The sequence below is a fragment of the Achromobacter agilis genome (assembly GCF_900496965.1).
Lineage (GTDB): Bacteria > Pseudomonadota > Gammaproteobacteria > Burkholderiales > Burkholderiaceae_B > Achromobacter > Achromobacter agilis.
The window spans coordinates 74,960-92,884 of the sequence record NZ_UFQB01000021.1 but is presented as its reverse complement, the minus strand read 5'-3'; the positions used below and the strand labels follow the sequence as shown (position 1 = coordinate 92,884).

At 66.0% G+C, this 17,925-nt stretch carries 17 protein-coding genes; 9 read left to right on the top strand and 8 right to left on the bottom strand.

Going from position 1 to position 17,925, the window contains the following annotated elements:
• Positions 1–52: 52 nt before the first annotated feature.
• From AGI3411_RS22020 to AGI3411_RS21990, 7 genes are read left to right on the top strand one after another with little or no spacing between them, the layout of a single operon-like run.
• Positions 53–1,612 carry a benzoate-CoA ligase family protein gene (locus AGI3411_RS22020; protein ID WP_129529456.1) on the top strand — a complete coding sequence of 520 codons (1,560 nt, stop codon included), beginning with the start codon at positions 53–55 and terminating at the stop codon, positions 1,610–1,612.
• The gene (locus AGI3411_RS22015) at positions 1,609–2,433 is read left to right on the top strand and encodes an alpha/beta fold hydrolase (protein WP_129529455.1); all 825 of its coding nucleotides are present in this window, start codon (positions 1,609–1,611) and stop codon (positions 2,431–2,433) included. Before AGI3411_RS22020 ends, AGI3411_RS22015 begins: the two co-directional genes overlap by 4 nt.
• A 36-nt stretch (positions 2,434–2,469) precedes the next feature.
• Positions 2,470–3,630, top strand: coding sequence for an ABC transporter substrate-binding protein (locus tag AGI3411_RS22010; protein WP_129529454.1), 1,161 nt, complete (start codon positions 2,470–2,472; stop codon positions 3,628–3,630).
• 31 nt (positions 3,631–3,661) lie between these two features.
• Positions 3,662–4,543 (top strand): branched-chain amino acid ABC transporter permease, encoded by an 882-nt coding sequence (locus tag AGI3411_RS22005; RefSeq protein ID WP_129529453.1) that lies wholly within the window; start codon positions 3,662–3,664, stop codon positions 4,541–4,543.
• 2 nt (positions 4,544–4,545) lie between these two features.
• Positions 4,546–5,595, top strand: a complete 1,050-nt coding sequence (locus AGI3411_RS22000; RefSeq protein ID WP_129529452.1) for a branched-chain amino acid ABC transporter permease — start codon at positions 4,546–4,548, stop codon at positions 5,593–5,595.
• Positions 5,588–6,352, top strand: coding sequence for an ABC transporter ATP-binding protein (locus tag AGI3411_RS21995; RefSeq protein WP_129529451.1), 765 nt, complete (start codon positions 5,588–5,590; stop codon positions 6,350–6,352). The genes AGI3411_RS22000 and AGI3411_RS21995 overlap by 8 nt, the downstream gene beginning before the upstream one ends.
• Positions 6,349–7,059 (top strand): ABC transporter ATP-binding protein, encoded by a 711-nt coding sequence (locus tag AGI3411_RS21990; protein WP_129529450.1) that lies wholly within the window; start codon positions 6,349–6,351, stop codon positions 7,057–7,059. The genes AGI3411_RS21995 and AGI3411_RS21990 overlap by 4 nt, the downstream gene beginning before the upstream one ends.
• A gap of 68 nt (positions 7,060–7,127) precedes the next feature.
• Here the strand turns inward: AGI3411_RS21990 and AGI3411_RS21985 are convergent, their stop codons facing one another.
• The 7 genes from AGI3411_RS21985 to AGI3411_RS21955 all read right to left on the bottom strand — a co-directional run bounded on the left by AGI3411_RS21985 (position 7,128) and on the right by AGI3411_RS21955 (position 14,496).
• Positions 7,128–8,687 carry an acetolactate synthase large subunit gene (locus AGI3411_RS21985; protein WP_129529449.1) on the bottom strand — a complete coding sequence of 520 codons (1,560 nt, stop codon included), beginning with the start codon at positions 8,685–8,687 and terminating at the stop codon, positions 7,128–7,130.
• A 198-nt stretch (positions 8,688–8,885) separates the two neighbouring features.
• Positions 8,886–9,638: an amino acid ABC transporter ATP-binding protein gene (locus AGI3411_RS21980; RefSeq protein ID WP_129529448.1), complete on the bottom strand. Its 753-nt coding sequence runs from the start codon at positions 9,636–9,638 to the stop codon at positions 8,886–8,888.
• A 4-nt stretch (positions 9,639–9,642) separates the two neighbouring features.
• The gene (locus AGI3411_RS21975) at positions 9,643–10,335 is read right to left on the bottom strand and encodes an amino acid ABC transporter permease (RefSeq protein WP_043545915.1); all 693 of its coding nucleotides are present in this window, start codon (positions 10,333–10,335) and stop codon (positions 9,643–9,645) included.
• Between the two features lie 30 nt (positions 10,336–10,365).
• Entirely contained in the window at positions 10,366–11,154 is a 789-nt protein-coding gene (locus AGI3411_RS21970) for an ABC transporter substrate-binding protein (RefSeq protein ID WP_129529447.1), read from the bottom strand.
• Between the two features lie 44 nt (positions 11,155–11,198).
• Positions 11,199–12,107 carry an arginase family protein gene (locus AGI3411_RS21965; protein ID WP_129529482.1) on the bottom strand — a complete coding sequence of 303 codons (909 nt, stop codon included), beginning with the start codon at positions 12,105–12,107 and terminating at the stop codon, positions 11,199–11,201.
• 216 nt (positions 12,108–12,323) lie between these two features.
• Positions 12,324–13,184, bottom strand: a complete 861-nt coding sequence (locus AGI3411_RS21960) for an IclR family transcriptional regulator (RefSeq protein ID WP_425265367.1) — start codon at positions 13,182–13,184, stop codon at positions 12,324–12,326.
• Between the two features lie 43 nt (positions 13,185–13,227).
• On the bottom strand, positions 13,228–14,496 hold the full coding sequence (locus AGI3411_RS21955) for an MFS transporter (protein ID WP_129529445.1): 1,269 nt from the start codon (positions 14,494–14,496) through the stop codon (positions 13,228–13,230).
• Between the two features lie 102 nt (positions 14,497–14,598).
• Here AGI3411_RS21955 and AGI3411_RS21950 point away from each other — a divergent pair, with 102 nt between their 5' ends.
• Positions 14,599–15,516, top strand: coding sequence for a LysR family transcriptional regulator (locus AGI3411_RS21950; RefSeq protein WP_129529444.1), 918 nt, complete (start codon positions 14,599–14,601; stop codon positions 15,514–15,516).
• 36 nt (positions 15,517–15,552) lie between these two features.
• On the opposite strand, the gene AGI3411_RS21945 is transcribed toward AGI3411_RS21950, so the two are convergent.
• Positions 15,553–16,152 carry a TetR/AcrR family transcriptional regulator gene (locus tag AGI3411_RS21945; RefSeq protein WP_129529443.1) on the bottom strand — a complete coding sequence of 200 codons (600 nt, stop codon included), beginning with the start codon at positions 16,150–16,152 and terminating at the stop codon, positions 15,553–15,555.
• 186 nt (positions 16,153–16,338) lie between these two features.
• Between AGI3411_RS21945 and AGI3411_RS21940 the strand changes: the two genes are divergently transcribed.
• Entirely contained in the window at positions 16,339–17,910 is a 1,572-nt protein-coding gene (locus AGI3411_RS21940; RefSeq protein ID WP_129529442.1) for an AMP-binding protein, read from the top strand.
• Positions 17,911–17,925: the final 15 nt, after the last annotated feature.

Below are 17,925 nucleotides of genomic sequence, written 5' to 3'. Positions count from 1 at the left end.
TCCAGAAAAACACAGGCGCGGCATCCGCCCACCAGGACATCAGGAGACAACCGTGAACATCTGTCCCGCCGAACTCAACTTCGCCAGCCACCTGGCGGCGCTCAACGCCCCGCGCGCCGCCAAGCCCGCCTATATCGACGACACCCGCCAGCTTACCTATGGGGAACTGGCGGAGCGCGTGGCCCGCCTGGGCGGCGCCCTGCGCAATCTGGCGCTGCGGCGCGAGGAACGCATCCTGCTGCTGATGCAGGACACGGCCGACTGGCCCGTCGTATTCCTGGGTGCGCTGCACGCCGGCGTGGTTCCCGTGGCGGTCAACACCCTGCTGACCGCGGACGACTACGCGTACATCATCGGGCACAGCCGCGTGCGCGCGGTGTTCGTCTCCGGCGCGCTGCTGCCCACCGTGCAGGCGGCGCTGAAACAGGCGGGCGCCGACATCGAGCACCTGGTCGTCTCTCAGCCGGACGGTCCGCTGCCCGCCGGCGCGCACGAGCTCGACACCCTGCTGGCGTCCGCGCCGCTTGCGCCCGCCGTGCGCACCCTGTCCGACGAAATCGCCTTCTGGCTGTATTCTTCCGGCTCCACCGGCAAGCCGAAGGGAGTGGTCCATACTCACGGCAACCTGTGGCATACGGCCGAACTCTATGCCAAGCCGGTGCTCGGCATCCGCGAGGACGACGTGGTGTTCTCGGCCGCCAAGCTGTTCTTCGCCTATGGCCTGGGCAATGGCCTGACCTTTCCGCTGTCGGTCGGCGCGACCGTCGTCCTGATGAGCGAGCGCCCCACTCCGCAAGCCGTCTTCCAGCGGCTGACCCGGCACCGGCCGACGGTGTTCTACGGCGTACCCACGCTTTACGCCAGCATGCTGGCCTCGCCCGAGCTGCCGCCACGCGACCAGGTCGGCCTGCGCGTCTGTACGTCGGCCGGCGAAGCCCTGCCCCGCGATATCGGCGAGCGCTTCACGCGGCATTTCGGCTGCGACATCCTGGACGGCATCGGCTCCACGGAAATGCTGCACATCTTCATTTCCAACCAGGCCGGACAACTGCGCTACGGCACCACCGGCAAGCCGGTGCCCGGATACGAAGTGCAGCTGCGAGACGAAAGCGGCGCGCCCGTGGCGCCCGGCGCCATCGGCGACCTCTACATCAAGGGTCCCAGCGCCGCCCTCATGTACTGGAACAACCGCGACAAAACACGCCAGTGTTTTCTGGGCGACTGGCTCAAGAGCGGCGACAAATACACCTGCGACGCCGACGGCTTCTACACCTACGCGGGCCGCAGCGACGACATGATCAAGGTCAGCGGCCAGTACGTTTCGCCCGTGGAGGTCGAGAACATCCTGGTGCAGCACGAGGCCGTGCTCGAAGCCGCGGTGATCGGCGTGCCAGACCACGACGGGCTGGTCAAGACCAAGGCCTACGTGGTGCTGCGCCCGGGCTTCGAGCCCGACGCCAACACCGGGGCCGCCCTGCAAACCTATGTAAAGCAGCACCTGGCGCCGTTCAAGTACCCGCGCCAGATCAACTTCACCGACGAACTGCCCAAGACCGCCACCGGAAAGATCCAGCGCTTCCGCCTTCGGCAGCTGGAAGAGGCCGCGCTATGAATGGCCCCGCCACGGCCGGGACCGTCTTCGCCGACGTCCATGCGCTGGGGCGCGACATGCGCCTGGAATGCCGGTGGATCGCGTCCCCTCGCCCGCAAGCCCCGCTGCTGGTCTTCCTGCACGAAGGGCTGGGATCGGTATCCATGTGGAAGGACTGGCCGCAACAGGTATGCGAAGCATCCGGATGCCGCGGACTGGTGTACTCGCGCGACGGCTATGGCCAGTCAACGCCGCGGCCCCTCCAGGAAAAATGGCCGGTGGACTTCATGCACGGCCAGGCGCGCGAGGTGCTGCCCGCCCTGCTCCGGGCGCTGGGTGTGGACGCCCGGCAAGACAGGCCGGTGCTGTTCGGCCACAGCGACGGCGGTTCGATCGCCCTGCTGTACGCCGCGATGCACCCGGACGCCGTCGCCGGCATCGTGGTCGCCGCCCCGCACATCTTCATCGAAGACGTGACGGTATCCAGCATCGAACAGGCGCGGCAGGCCTACCTGCAAACGGACCTGCGCGCCCGGCTGGGCCGCCATCACGCGGATGCGGATTCCGCCTTCTGGGGCTGGAACGACGTCTGGCTCGATCCCGGATTCCGCGCCTGGAATATCGAGGAATACCTGCCCCGGATCGCCTGCCCCGTGCTCGCCATCCAGGGCGTGGACGACGAATACGGCACGCTCGCGCAGATACGCGGCATACGCCGCCTCGCGCCCCAGACCGAATTGCTGGAGATTCCCGGCTGCCGCCATTCGCCGCACCGGGACCAGCCCGCCAGCGTCATCCAGGCCGTCGCCGGTTTCGTCGGCGGACTGGAAAAACCCCGCTGACCCCGCGTCGGCCCATAACAAGCACGGAGACAAACCATGAACCACGCCCTGACCCGGACCGCGTTCGCCGCGGCCCTGATGCTCGCCGCCGGCGGCGCGCAGGCGGCCGACAAGCTCAAGGTCGGCTTCATGCTGCCCTACAGCGGCACTTACGCCGCGCTTGGCAATGCCATCGAAAATGGCTTCAAGCTGTATGTCGCCGAACAGGGCGGCAAGCTGGGCGGACGCGACATCGAATACTTCAAGGTGGACGACGAATCCAACCCGGCCAAGGCGGCCGAGAACGCCAACCGCCTGATCAAGCGCGACCAGGTCGACGTGCTGATCGGCACCGTGCACTCGGGCGTGGCCATGGCCCTGGCCAAGGCGGCGAAGGACGCCGACACCACCCTGATCGTCACGAACGCGGGCGCCAACGCCATCACCGGCCCGCTCTGCAGCCCCGGCATTTTCCGCACTTCGTTCACCAACTGGCAGCCCGCCTATGCCATGGGGCCGGTGGCGTATGGCAAGGGCCACAAGACGGCCGTCACCATCACCTGGAAGTATGCCGCGGGCGATGAGGCCATCGGCGGCTTCAAGGAAGGTTTCGAGAAAGCCGGCGGCAAGGTCGTAAAGGAACTGAGCCTGCCCTTTCCCAACGTGGAATTCCAGCCGCTCCTCACCGAGATCGCCGCGCTCAAGCCCGACATGGTGTTCACGTTCTTCGCCGGCGGCGGCGCCGTGAAGTTCGTACAGGACTACCATGCCGCGGGCCTGGACAAGACCATTCCGCTGTACGGCTCGGGCTTTCTCACCGACGGCACCCTGCAGGCGCAGGGCGAATCCGCGCAGGGCCTGCTCACCACCCTGCACTACGCGGACGGCTTGAACACGCCGCGCGACAACGCCTTCCGCGCCGATTACGCCAAGGCCTACAAGGCGCAGCCGGACGTCTACGCCGTGCAGGGATACGACGCCGCCCAGTTGATGCAATCGGGCCTGGCCGCGGTCAAGGGCGACTTCGGCAAGAAGGACGATTTCCGCAAGGCCATGCGCGGCGCGACCGTGGACAGCCCGCGAGGCCCCTTCACGCTGTCGGCCGCCGGCAACCCCGTGCAGGACATCTACCTGCGCCGCGTCGACGGCCTGGAGAACAAAGTCGTCGATATCGCCGTGAAGAAGCTGGCCGACCCCGCCCGCGGCTGCAAGCTCTGACGCTGACCGCATTCCGCCACAGGGAGGTCCCATGGACTTCAGCATCCTGCTCATCCAGAGCCTGAACGCCTTCCAGTACGGCTTGCTGCTGTTCCTGGTGGCCAGCGGCCTGACGCTGATCTTCGGCATCATGGGCATCATCAATCTTGCCCACGGCAGCTTCTACATGATCGGCGCATACATGGCGTTCGCGCTGGGGCCGGCGGTGGACCGATGGCTGGGCGGCGGCTTCCTGGCCACGCTGGCCGTGTGCGTGGCGGCCGCCGCCGTGCTGGGCTACTTGCTGGAGGCGGCCTTCTTCAGCTACCTGTACCGGCGTAACCACCTGCAGCAGGTGCTAATGACCTACGGGCTGATCCTGGTCTTCGAGGAGCTGCGCAGCATCCTGGTGGGCAACGACGTGCATGGCGTGCCGCTGCCCTCATGGCTGCAGGGCAGCATTTCGCTGGGCGGCGTGATGACCTATCCGGTGTACCGGCTATTCATCTCGGCGGTCGGCATCGCGGTGGCGCTGCTACTGTATTGGGTCATCTCCCGGACCCGGCTGGGCATGATGCTGCGGGCGGGCTCCAGCAACCGCGAAATGACCGCCTCCCTCGGCATCGACGTCAACAAGCTCTACCGCCTGGTGTTCGCGGCGGGCGTGGCGCTGGCGGCGCTGGCCGGCAGCATCGCCGCGCCCGTCTCGTCCGTCTATCCGGGCATGGGCAACGGCGTGCTCATCATCTGTTTCGTGGTCGTCGTGATCGGCGGCATCGGCTCGGTCCGCGGCGCGTTCCTGGCCGCGATGCTGGTGGGCGTGGTCGAGACCTTCGGGCAGGTGCTGTTTCCCTCCGCGGCGGGCGTGCTGGTGTACCTGCTGATGGCGTTCATTCTTCTTTGCAAGCCCGAAGGGCTGTTCAAGCAGGGCTGAACATGTTGAACCGACTATTACCCGTCGCGACGCTACTGGCCCTGGCCGCCTTTTCCTGGAGCGGCAGCGACTACTACACAGGCCTCGCGATCAAGCTCATGATCTACGCGATCTTCGCGCTGAGCCTGCAACTGCTGGTGGGCGGCGCGGGGCTGGTCAGCCTGGGGCATGCCGCGTTCTTCGGCATCGGCGCCTATGTCGCGGCGCTGCTGTCGCCAGCGTCCGAAGCCGGCAGCCTGTGGCTGCTGCTGCCGGTCGCGGTGCTGACGGCGGCCGCCTATGCAGCCGTGACGGGCGCACTGGCGCTGCGCACGCGCGGCGTGTACTTCATCATGGTCACGCTGGCCTTTTCGCAAATGGCGTACTACGTGTTCCACGACACCGATATCGGCGGCGGCAGCGATGGCATCTACCTGTACTTCCGGCCCGAACTGTTGCTGGGCGGCTGGATGCCCTTCGACCTGGGGAACGCCCGCAGCTTTTACTTCTTCGTGCTGGCCTGCCTGGCGGCGGCCTGGGGCTTCCTGGCCCTGTTGCGGCGCTCCGCCTTCGGCGCTGCGCTGGCGGGCATCCGCAGCAATGAACAGCGCATGCGCGCGGCCGGCTATTCGACCTATCCATACAAGCTTGCCGCGTACGTGGTGGGCGCCGCGCTGGCCAGCGTGGCCGGCTTCCTGTTCGCGCTGAAAGATGGCTTCGTCACGCCCGAACTGCTGGCCTGGGAACAGTCCGGCCTGGTCCTGCTGATGGTGATCCTGGGCGGCATGGGCAGCCTGGGCGGCGCGGTCCTGGGCACCGTGGCGCTGGTACTGCTGCAGGAGCTGTTCCAGTCGCAGGCGCTGTTCGGCGATTACGCCCGCCACTGGCACCTGCCCCTGGGCATCGCCATCATCGCGCTCGTGGCCTTGCTGCCCAACGGCCTGGCCGGATTGCCCGTGCAGCTGCGCCAGCGCCGCGCCGCCCGTGCCGCCGCCCCGAAACCGGAGGCCGCCACGCCCACCCGCAAGGCCGCTCCCGCGCGCCTGCCCGTCCAGGGAGAGCCTCATGTCTGAAGTCCTGCTTGCCGCCAGCGCGGTCACGCGCCGCTTCGGCGGCCTGACGGCGGTCAACGACGTATCGCTGGGATTGCGCCGCGGCCAGGTCCATGCCGTCATCGGCACCAACGGCGCGGGCAAATCCACGCTGATCAACATCCTGTCGGGCGAACTGGCGCCCAGCAGCGGCCAGGTCATGCTGGAGGGCCGCGACATCACAGCGTGGCGCCAGCCCGAGCGGGCGCGCGCCGGCCTGGGCCGCAGCTACCAGCGATCGACCATCTTTCCCGAACTGAGCGTGCTGGAAAACTGCCGGCTGGCCGCGCAGGCGCGGCGCCAACGGTTCTGGCACTGGTGGCGGCCCGCCTCGGACTGCCGCCGAAGCGCCGAACTGGCGCGCCATGCGCTGGACTGCACGGGGCTGGCGGACGACGCCGCGCGCGACGCCGGGCTGCTGCCGCATGGCCGCAAGCGCCAACTCGAAATCGCCATGTGCCTGGCGGGCGAACCGCAAGTGCTGCTGCTCGACGAACCGCTGGCCGGCATGGGCCCAGAGGAAACCGACCGCATCCTGGCGCTCCTGCAGACGCTGAAGGCCGGCCACGCCATCCTGCTGGTCGAGCACGACATGGACGCCGTCTTCCGCGTCGCGGAAACGATCACCGTCATGGTCAACGGCACCGCCATCGCCAGCGGCACGCCGCAGGACATCCGCGCCAACCCCGAAGTGCGGACCGCCTACCTGGGCGACGACACGCCGGGAGAGGGCCGATGAACACCCTGATCGAAGCCGGCGGCCTGCATGTCTACTACGGCGCCAGCCACGTGCTGCGTGGCGTCGATATGCATATTGCCCCCGGTGAATCCGTGGGGCTGGTGGGCCGCAACGGCATGGGCAAGACCACGTTGATACGCAGCCTGGTCGGGCAGGTGAAATGCGCGCGGGGCAGCGTGCGCGTCGACGGTCTCGACTGCACCCGCGCGCGGCCGCACGCGATCGCCCGGCTGGGCGTGGCCTACGTGCCGGAAGGGCGCGGGATCTTCCCCAACCTGAACGTGCGCGAAAACCTGCTGGTGGCGGCGCGTCCCGGCAGGCTCGGCCGCAAGGACTGGACCTACGAACGCGTGCTGGATACGTTCCCGCGCTTGCAGGAACGGCTGGGGCATGGCGGGCAGCAGCTTTCGGGCGGTGAGCAGCAGATGCTGGCCATCGGCCGGGCGCTCATGACCAATCCCGAACTGCTGATCCTGGACGAGGCCACCGAGGGCCTGGCGCCGCTGATCGTGGCGGAAATCTGGCGGATCATCCGCCAGATCCGCGCCGGAGGCATGTCCACCCTGATCGTCGATCGCAACTACCGGGCCGTTCTGGAACACACCGACCGCTGCCTGGTGATGGAAAAAGGCTTGATCGTGCAAGACGGCGACAGCGCGTCGCTCGCCCGCCAACCCGAACAACTGACCCGCCACCTGGGCGTTTAGCCCAGGGTGGGCGTTTAGCCCAGGGTGAATACCCTGCCCTGGGCGAGCCCTGCCGGCGCGTAGCCCCTTCAGATCACCGCTTCGATCAGGAAAGGCCCGCGGCGCTTCAACCCTTCCTGCAGGGCACGCGCGAACCCTTCCACGGTGTCCACGCTGACCGCCTCCACACCCATGCCGCGCGCAAGATGCGTCCACTCCAGATGGGGTTCCTGCAGGTCCAGCATGCGGCGGGCGTTGCGGCCCGGCTCCTTCACGCCGACGTTCTTCATTTCGCCGTGCAGGGTGGCATAGGAGCGGTTGGCCAGGATCACCGTGAGGCAATCGAGGTTCTCGCGCGCCTGCGTCCACAGCGCCTGCAGGGTGTACATGCCGCTGCCGTCGGCCTGCAGCGTGACGACCTTGCGGTCCGGACACGCCACCGCGGCGCCGGTCGCCAGCGGCAGGCCGATGCCGATTGCGCCGCCGGTCAGCATCAGCCAGTCGTGCGGCGCGCTGCTGGCGCTGTAGATGGGGAACTCGCGGCCCTGGGTGATGGACTCGTCGCATACGATGGCCTGCTCAGGCAGCATGCGCGCGACCAGGATGTTCACGGCGGCGCCGGTCAGTTTTCCGGATTGCGGCACTTCGTAGCTGGCGGCTGGCGCTGCCAGCCGAGGCGCGTCCGCCGCGATGCCCAGTTCGTCGGCCAGCCATTCCAGCGCATGCGCGAGGTCCTGCTCGGCCGTGGCCAGCACGACCTGGTTGCAATCGGCCGGAGCCAGCAGGCTGGGCTTGCCCGGATAGGCGAAGAAGCCGACCGGCGACTTCGCGCCGACGAGCACCAAATGCCGAACGTCCTTCAGCTTGGCCACGGCCAGGTCGATCGGATATGGCAGGCGGTCGACCGGCGTGCGCGAGCCGCCGCGCTCGATGCGGCGGTTCGAGGTTTCCGACACCAGGCGCGCGCCGGTAGCGCGCGCGATGCGGCCGGCGGCGTTCAGCGCGCGCTCGCGCAGCGCGGTGCCGCCCAGCATCAGCGTCACGACTTCGCCCGAGCGGATGGCGGCCGCTGCGGCGCGCACAGCCTCCGCCGACGTCCTGGTCAGTTCCTCGCGAGGCGCCAGCACCGGCTGGGCCGCGCTCTCCGGCAAGTCGGTCCAGGCCGTATCGGCGGGCAGGATCAGCGTGGCGATATTGCCCGGCGAGCGCCGCGCCACCCCCACGGCCTCGGCCGCGTCGGCGGACAAGGCGGCGGCCGTCATCGTGCGCTTGACCCAATGCGACATCGGGCGCGCCACCCCTTCGACGTCGCTCGTCAGGGGCGCGTCGTATTGGACGTGGTAGGTGGCATGGTCGCCCACGATGTTGACCATGGGCGTGCGCGCGCGCTTGGCGTTGTGCAGGTTGGCCAGGCCGTTGCCCAGCCCCGGGCCCAGGTGCAGCAGGGTGGCGGCCGGCTTGTCGGCCATGCGCGCGTAGCCGTCGGCGGCGCCCGTCACCACGCCTTCGAACAGGCCCAGCACGCAACGCATTTTGGGCTTGCGATCCAGGGCCGCCACAAAGTGCATTTCCGAGGTGCCCGGATTCGCAAAGCAAACGTCAACATCGTTGGCAAGCAAGGTGTCGCAAAGGCTGTCTGCGCCGTTCATCGTGTTTCCCTAGTCGTTATCAATGGCTTGCGGGCGCGCCGTCGCGGCCGCGTGATGGACATCATAGGTAGCCCGAACGGGGCGGGATGGAACCATTTCAGCTTGCGCGCATGGAACCATTCCCACGCATTCCGCCTGCCGGAACAAAGCGGCGGAATGCCCTGCGCGAAAGCCGCCCGCAGGGGACGGCCACCCCGCTCAAGCCAGTATCTGGCCCAGGAACGCCTGCGCTCGCTCGGAACGCGGCGCGCGGAAGAAATTGTCCGGCGTATCCGCTTCCACGATCGCGCCCTGGTCCATGAACACGACCCGGTCGCCCACTTCGCGCGCGAAACCCATTTCGTGCGTCACGCACACCATGGTCATGCCGTCCCGCGCCAGCGCTACCATGGTGTCCAGCACTTCCTTGACCATCTCCGGATCCAGCGCGGAAGTGGGTTCGTCGAACAGCATGATCTTGGGCTGCATGCACAGGGCGCGCGCGATCGCCACGCGCTGCTTCTGGCCGCCCGACAGCTGGCCCGGATACTTGGCCGCGTGTTGCGGGATCTTGACGCGCTCCAGATAGCCCATCGCGCAGGATTCGGCCTGCGCCTGTGGCACTCCCTTGACCAGCATCGGCGCCAGCGTGCAGTTCTCGAGCACGGTCAGGTGCGGGAACAGGTTGAAATGCTGGAACACCATCCCGACCTCGGCGCGGATGCGCTCGATGTTCTTCACGTCTTCGTTCAGCTCGATGCCGTCGACGACGATGCGGCCCTTCTGATGTTCTTCCAGCCGGTTCAGGAGCCGTATGGTGGTGGATTTGCCGGAACCGGACGGGCCGCAGAGAATCAGTTTTTCCCCAGGCAGCACATCCAGCTCCAGGTCGTCCAGCACCTGGAAGTCGCCATACCATTTGCATACGCCCTGCATCGTGATGATAGGGGCGGGAACGTTCAATCCATCCATCGCGTCAGGCCTTCGAAATGTCGTGGTTTTCGCCGGCGCCGCTCCAGTAGCCCGGCACGGTCAGGCGCTTTTCGGAACGGCGGAACAGATACGACAGGACGCTGCACATGGCGAAGTAGATGACGCCCACCATCGTGTAGACCGTCAGCGCCTGGAACGTGGCGCCGGCCAGCATTTCGCCCGCCCGCATCAGTTCATAAACGCTGATGACGGCGACCAACGAGGTTTCCTTGATCAGCACCAGCGCATAGTTGCCCAGGGCCGGGAACACCGTGCGCAACGCCTGCGGCAGGACGATGCGGCGCAAACGCTGCACCTTGCGCAGCCCCAGCGCGCGGGCCGCCTCGTACTGGCCGGTGTCCACGGACTGGATGCCGCTTCTGAATAGTTCCGCCAGATAGGCGCCGAAATTGAGGGTCAGGCCCAGCACGCCGGCGACGAAGCCGTTGATCACCACGCCCATTTCCGGCAGGCCGTAGTAGATGTAGAACAGCTGCAACAGCAGCGGCGTACCCCGTATCACGTCGATGTAGAACCGCGCGACCCGGCTCAGTACCGGAGAGGGCGAAAGGCGGCAAAGACAGACGACCAGGCCCAGCGCCACCGCCAGGAAAGCCGAAGTGAAAAACAGCGCCAGGGTCCAGACCGTGCCCTCGGCCAGGGGAGTCAGGTACATGCGCAGGGTAGCGAGATCCAAGACGTGCTCCTTGTCCGTGCGGTTGCGGGCTTACTTGCTGATCAGGTCCGACACGCCCCACTTCTGTCCGATCGCGGCGAGTTCGCCGTTCTTCTTCATCTCGGCCAGCGCCGCGTTGACGGCTTCCAGCAGCGCCGCATTGCCCTTCTGCACGGCCATGCCCACCTGCCATTTGCGCTGGGGCTGATAGCCGGTGTCGAGCTTCACGCCCGGAATGTTCTTGGTCTTGATCTGATAGATGATGCTGGGCGGATCCACGATGCCCAGGTCGATGCGGCCGGCGCGCACGTCGGCCAGCAGCGTGGAGTAATCCTGGTACGTGGAGACCTTGGTGCCGGGCATGTCCTTGATCATGTTGAACTGCACCGAATCCACCAGTACGCCGACGCGCCTGCCCTTCATGTCCTCGAACTTGCCGTACTTCCTGTCGGCCTTGTCGCTGACCACGACGCCCTCGCCCCATTCATAGACCGGCGCGGAAAAGTCGATGGCCTTGGCGCGCTCCTCCGTAATGAAAAGCGGCGCGGACATGACATCGGCGCGGCCGGAGGTCAGTGTGGGGATCAGTCCGGAGAACGGCACGTCGGACAGCTCGTCCGCAACCTTCAGGTGCTTGGCCACGGCCGCCGACACGTCCACCATGATGCCTTCGAGCTGATTGGACTTCGGATTCTTGAAGCCATGCGGCGGCGCCGATGCGGTCGTGACGACATTGAGGGTCTTGTCCGCGCGTACTTCGTCCAGCGTGCGCGCCTGCGCGCCGGACTGGATGAGCAGGCCGGCGGCCGCCAGGCCCAACAGGATGGATTTGAGCTTCATCGTTTTTCCCCTTGGATGAAATTGGATGGCAAGGCCTAGCCGGCTCAGGCCGGACGCCCCTGCGGGTACTGCTGCACTGCTGCCGCCGCCAACGCGCAGAACTCCTGCATGACGGTGGCCGCCAGGAAGGCCGTGGCGCCCTGCACATCCTGCGGAGGCGACACGGTGTTGACGTCGAACGCCACGAAGTTCAGGCCGGCGAGCTGGCGCAGCAGCGCCAGCCCTTCCTTGGGAGACAGCCCTCCCCACTCCGGCGTGCAGACGCCCGGCGCGCAGGAGGGGTCGAAGATGTCCATGTCGAAGCACAGGTAGACCGGCCGCTGGCCGATGCGCCGCTTGATGTCGGCAAGCGCGGCCTGCTGGTCGCGGTCGAAATCCTCGTAGGGCAGGATCGTGTAGCCCACCTCGCGGCCGAACTCCAGCACGCCCGGCATAAACGAGCTGCCGCGCGTGCCCACGTGGAAGCTGGAGGCCACATCCAGCAGGCCCTCTTCCGCCGCCCGCGTGAACGTGGTGGCCGTGTTGTAGCCGGGGATGGGATAGGTGTCGGTGTGCGAATCGAAATGCAGCACGACGAAATCCGGATGGCGCCGCCCCACGGCGCGCAGCTGCGGCAGCGTTACCGCGCCGTCGCCGCCCATCGAAATGGGAATCGCGCCGCGGTCCAGGATGGCGCCGATGCCGGCCTCGATCAGCGGATAGGACGCATCGGGGTCGCCCGGATGGCAGGCCACGTTGCCCACGTCGATGGCGCGCAGGAACTCGGGCGGATTGTCGATGCCGTTGCGGCGAAAGATGTCGACGGGACGCAATAGCCTCGATTGCTCGCGGATGGCGTCCGGCCCCTGGCGCGATCCCACGCGGAACGGGTGCGTGCCGCAATCGAAGGGGATGCCCACCACACAGGCTCGCGCCTCGCCGGTTCCGGCGGCGCGGGCGGACGGCAGGCCCATGAATCCCGGGACGGGATGGAAACAGACTTCGGCTGACTGCTGCACAACGCGGCTCCTGTGCGGCTCCCGGTCGGCACACCTCCGGGCAATTTAGATTCGACTGAATCGCTATGCGATACGCTTATGGCGAAATAAGAGTATCAAGCACGAGCACAGGCCGCCAATTAGGGAGTTTCCCCTAATAGCTGGAAAATTAGTTGACCGAATTTATCGGAATTAGAGACCCTCGGCTTCCAGCGCCGCGCCGCGCAGGGCGCCTCCCGGAGGCTCCATTTCGTAGAACGGGCGCGTGCGGCCCAGGGTGCGCGACGCGCTGATGGCGTGCGCGGTTTCCATGACCTGCGGGCCGAATACCGCTTGCGCCTGTTCGAACGACCAGCGGCTGGAAGGCACCGACACGTTCACCGCCCCCACCGGTGTGCCTCCGGCGTCCAGCACGGCGGCGCTGACCGTGATGTCGCCCGGGTAGAACTCGCCGTTGGAGCGCGCATAGCCGTTGCGCCGCGCAAATTCCAGTTCGGCCAGCAAGGCGTCCATGTCCGTGATCGTTCCCACCGTGTATGCCTTGCGATCGCAGCGTTCAAGCAGGCCGCGCGCCACGGAAGCGTCCAGCCTGGCCAGCACCGCACGGCCCGCCGCCGTGCAATACAGCGGCAGCCGCATGCCTACCGGCATGTTCACGAACATTTCCTTGTGGGTCGCGAACCGCGCAACATAAACCATGTCCAGGCCATCGGGCTCGGCCAGGCTGCAGGTTTCCTGGCTGTTGCGGTTCAGCATGTGCAGGAAGGGATTGCCCCCCAGCACCAGGGGGCTGGTCTGCACGTACTTCATGCCCAGCTCCAGGGACCACGGCGCCAGCGAAAACTTCTTGCTGCCCGGATCCTTGCGCAAATAGCCCAGCGTCCAGAGCGTATGGGCGAACCGCTGGACCGAACTCTTGCTCAGGCCGGTCGCCTCGGCCAGCTCTGGCAGGGTCATGGCCGGCTGCCCCTCGCTGAACGCGCGCAGGACGGAAACGCCGCGCGCCAGCGCGGTGATGAACAGGGGGGAGTCCTCGGCGTTTCGGGTCGGTATCATGGCGCAGCGCGTCCGGTGGGAAAGCGCATAGCGTACCGTATTACGGTGCAGACATATCGCGTGGCGATGCACGGAAAATCAACAGCATCGCCGCCCCGATCAGGACTCCCAGAACCGACACCCCGCTCCAGCCTCCCAGGCCCCAGGCGGCACCGGCAGCGGCCGATCCCAACGCGCTGCCCACGAAAAACGTCCCCACGAACAGGGCATTCAGGCGACCGCGCGCCTCGGGCCGGATCATGTTTATGGCGCGCCGCCCCAGTGTCTGATCCGCCGTTACCGCTGCGTCCAGCGCAACGGCAGCCAGGGTCAGCAGGCCGACCGCCAAAGCCGCATGACCGGCCACGTCGAATCCCAGCCAGCCTGCGCCGACGACGCCCGCCAATAACCAGGACAGCATCACGATGATATAGGCCCAGAAGCTGACGCGGCGCGTATGGCCGCGGTCGCCCGCCAGCCCCGCCCATGGCGCCAGTAATGCGCCGGCCACTCCGCACAACGCCAGCAACGCCACACCTTTGGGGCCGATCTCAAAGGGTGGTTGCGACAACAGCAGCGACACCGCCGTCCAGAACACGCTGTAGCCCGCCATGCCCAGCGCTGCAAGCAACGACCGCCAGCGCAACACCGGCTCCTCGCGCACCAGGGCCGCCATTGACGCGATCAGCGCCGGATAGGCCGGACCGGGCCCGGGATGGCGCGCGGGCAGCAGGCGCCACAGCGACAGGCCCAGCGTCCCTACGGCCAGCGCAAAACAAGCGTAGATCGCGCGCCATCCCCAAGCAGCGTCCAGCAGATTGGCTACGGGCCGGGACAGCAGTACGCCGACCAGCAGGCCACTCATCACATTGCCCACGACGGCGCCGCGCCGCTCAGGCGGCGTCATGAACGCCAACATCGGCACCAGCATCTGGATCGCGCAGGAAGACGCGCCCCCCAGGAAAACAGACAACAGGAACATCGCGGGCCCAGACGCCGCCGCTGCGGCGGCCATGCACAGCGCGCAGATGGCGATAACGGAAACAATCAGCCGGCGGTTTTCCAACCGGTCCGCCAGCGGCACCAACAGCACCAAGCCCACCGCATAGCCCAGCTGCGGCAGCATGGCGAGCAGGCCGATGCTGCCATTGCCTAGACCCAACGACCGGGCGATCGAAGGTGCCACCGTCTGCACCGCGAACAGGTTCATCACCATGATGGCCACGGCGGCGGCGAATAGCAGCACCTGGCCGCTCCCCGCACCGCTGGCCGTTTGCGGCGACTGAGCGGTTGATCCGGTCAACGCCAGACCGGGTTCGGAAGGTCTCATGGTCTCTCCAGCAACAGAACAACGGACTCATTGTCTGGACCGAGACATATTGCGTCTATTGAATTATTATTTGAATAAATATGCGCATTTATTTGCATAGCGATGAACACCCGGGATATTGAAGCTTTTATCGCTGTCGTCGAGACCGGCTCCATCGTCGGCGCGTCGGCGCGGCTGCACCTGACGCAGCCGGGCATCAGCCGACGGCTGCAAAGCCTGGAGGAAACCCTGGGAGTGGCTCTGCTGGACCGTCAGTCCAAACCTCTGCGGCCCAGTCAGGCAGGCCTGAAGGTGTATGAACTGGGCCGCAAGGTACTGACCTCGGTTGAAGAACTGCGCGTCGGAGCCGCCCCTGGCGCCGAACCCGAAGGTGAATTCCGGCTGGGCATGCCGCCCTTCCTGGCGGAACAGACGCTGGCCGATCCGCTGGACGCGCTGCGCGCACGCTATCCCCGCCTGACGCTGCGGATCAACGCGGCGTGGTCGCCCAATCTGCTGGCCATGATTCAATCCGGCGCCATCGACGTCGCCGCAGTGGCCGTGCCGGACAACTACACGCTGCCGCCGCATATCACCGCCCTGCCGCTGGCGCAATCGCCCGCGCTCATCGTGGCGTCGCCGACGCTGAAGATCGAGCGCGAAGCCGGCGGCGAGACGACATTGGCTAGCCTGGCCGCCCATCCCTGGGTGCTGAACCAGGACGGTTGCGGCCTGCGCCACGCCATCCGCCATGCCTTCGAAAGCGCCGGACTGCCCTTTTCCGTCGCTGTCGAAGCCTATGGCGCAGAGCTACAACTGTCGCTGACGGCACGCGGCATGGGCATCGGGCTGGTCACGCCCGGTGCCCTGGCGCGCAGCCGATACCGGGACGCGCTGTCCATTCTTAACGTACCGGCTTTCACGGTAGGCTTGCGATCCTATCTGATCCACCTGCCCCGCGTCGGCACGCTGGCCCAGCCCATCGGCCTGTTGCGCGATGAACTAATGCGCATCCTGGAGGGCGTGCCGGGGCGGTTCTGATCATCCGCTGGCGAACCTCCCGACCGAACTTCTGTCTCACCGCCGCTCGTTGCCGCGAGACGGGCTGGCCTTCGGCTTGACCAGCAGGCCATTGAGCACGATTTCGTAGAACTCGGTGAAGGCGGCGCCAATCGAAAGACCGGTTTCCTCCAGGAATCGCTGATTCCTCAACCGGTGAGCCGCGCCGAGGATCGCTTCCGAGATCACCCTCGGATTGTGTGGCACGAGCAGCCCCTGGCGCACGCCATCGTCGATCATATCTTCCAGACCGCGCACTCGCGCCAACTGATAGGCGTCGAAAACCGCGCGGCCACTCTCGGTCGAATCCAGATCCGTCAACGCCGCCTTGCTCAAGCCTGATGCGTTCAAGGTTGCGCGCAGATACGTGGCAATCGCCTTGGCGCCGTCGGCTTCGCCGCGCGCCGCAGCAAATCCTTTTTCCAGATTCGCGTCCAGCACCTGCCGGCAAATACTGACGAAGAGCTCTTCTTTGGTAGCGGCGATTTCGTATAGGCGCCGACGCGAACATTGCATGCGTTGCGCAATGTCGCCGATCGTCAGCGTAGAAACGCCTTCGACGATCAACAAGGCCGTCAGTTCCTTGATGAAAACTTCATCCGTACGCCGCTTCACCATGTATCGCCGCTTGCCTCTTGACGTGAAAAAACCGTGGGGTTTCGAAAACGGGAATTCTACGACGCCTAGGTAAAACACCTAGCCCAAAAGCCCGCCATTTCGGTACCAATAATATTGACACAGTACCATTTGTCATCTCAAATCGGTACCAGAAAATAAATATCAGTACCAAAAAATGGAGACAGAATGCCACCCTCGTCTAACTCCCTGTACGAAGGCGCCACGGTCGCGTCCCTGTACCGTTCGGCATTCAAGGCATTTCCCGATGCGCTGGCCATCGTCTCCAACGAGAAGTCCGTTACCTATTCACAGCTGGAAGCGCAGTGCTACCGTATCGCGCGCCTGCTGCGCGCCAAGGGCTTGAAAAGGCAGGACGCTGTCGCCTTTCTCGTCGGAAACCGCGCCGAAGCCATCGCCGCCATCATCGCCGTGCAATTCATCGGCCTGAAATCGGTATCGCTGCACCCGATGGCCTCGGAGGAAGATCACGTTTTTGTGCTGCGGGACGCGCAGGTGAAGGCGTTGGTGGTGGACGAGGACAAATATGCGGATCGCGCCCTGGCCATCGAGGCACGCGGCATCGTTCCGCTGGTGTTGCCCCTTGACGGCGGCGTGCGCGGCGCCGGACTTTTCGGCGAAGCGGCGGCAATGGATGGCGGCGACCTTACGCCGGATGCCCTCGCCAGCGAGATCACCAAGCTGTCCTATACCGGAGGCACAACCGGGCGCTCCAAGGGAATCCTGCACGCCCATCGCACCACTGTCACCATGGTGCTCCAGATGCTGGGCGCGTATGAATGGCCCGAGCACATCAAGTATCTCGTGACCACGCCTATCTCGCATGCGGCGGGCGGCTTGATCCTGCCGGTCTTCATCCGGGGCGGCACGGTCTACCTGAGCGAGAAATTCACGCCTGCCGGCTTTCTCGCGCACGTGCAGCGGCACCGCATCAACTTCACCTTCCTTGTGCCGACCCAGATCTACGGCCTGTTGGACCACCCAGGGTTGGCCGGCGGCAATTGCGCCAGCCTTGAATTGGTGCTTTATGGCGCGGCCCCTATGGCCCCCTCCAGGCTGCTGGAGGCATTGCGCAAGATCGGACCGGTGTTTGGCCAACTGTATGGCCAGGCCGAAGCGCCGATGACCATCTGCTACCTGCGCAAGCAGGACCACGATCCCGCCCGCCCCGAGTTGCTGGGTTCCTGCGGGAAGGCCGTCGCGGGCAATCATGTCAAGCTGCTCGACCAGGACCTGCGGGAAGTGCCGACGGGCGAAATCGGTGAACTGTGCGTGCGGAGCCCGCTCGTGATGGACGGCTACCTGAACCGTCCGGAGGAGGACGAGAAGGTCTTCGCGGGGAATTGGCTGCACACCGGCGACATGGCGCGCATGGATAGCGCGGGCTATCTGTACATCGTCGACCGTGTCAAGGACATGATCATTACAGGCGGCTTCAACGTCTATCCCAGCGAAGTCGAGAACTGCCTCGCGCAGCACCCCGGCATCGCGATGTCCGCCGTCATTGGCGTACCCCATGAGAAATGGGGTGAAGCCGTGACCGCCATCGTGGTACTCAAACCCGGCGCGGTCGCCGACGAGGCCGAAATCATTCAGTACGTCACCAGGAAGAAAGGCGTGGTGAATGCACCGAAAACCGTGGTGTTCGACAACCAGCTTCCCCTCACCGCGTTGGGCAAGATTGACCGCAAGACCCTCAGAAAAAAGTACTGGGCCGACCAGAGGCGCCAGGTCAGCTGACCTACATCCCGTTCA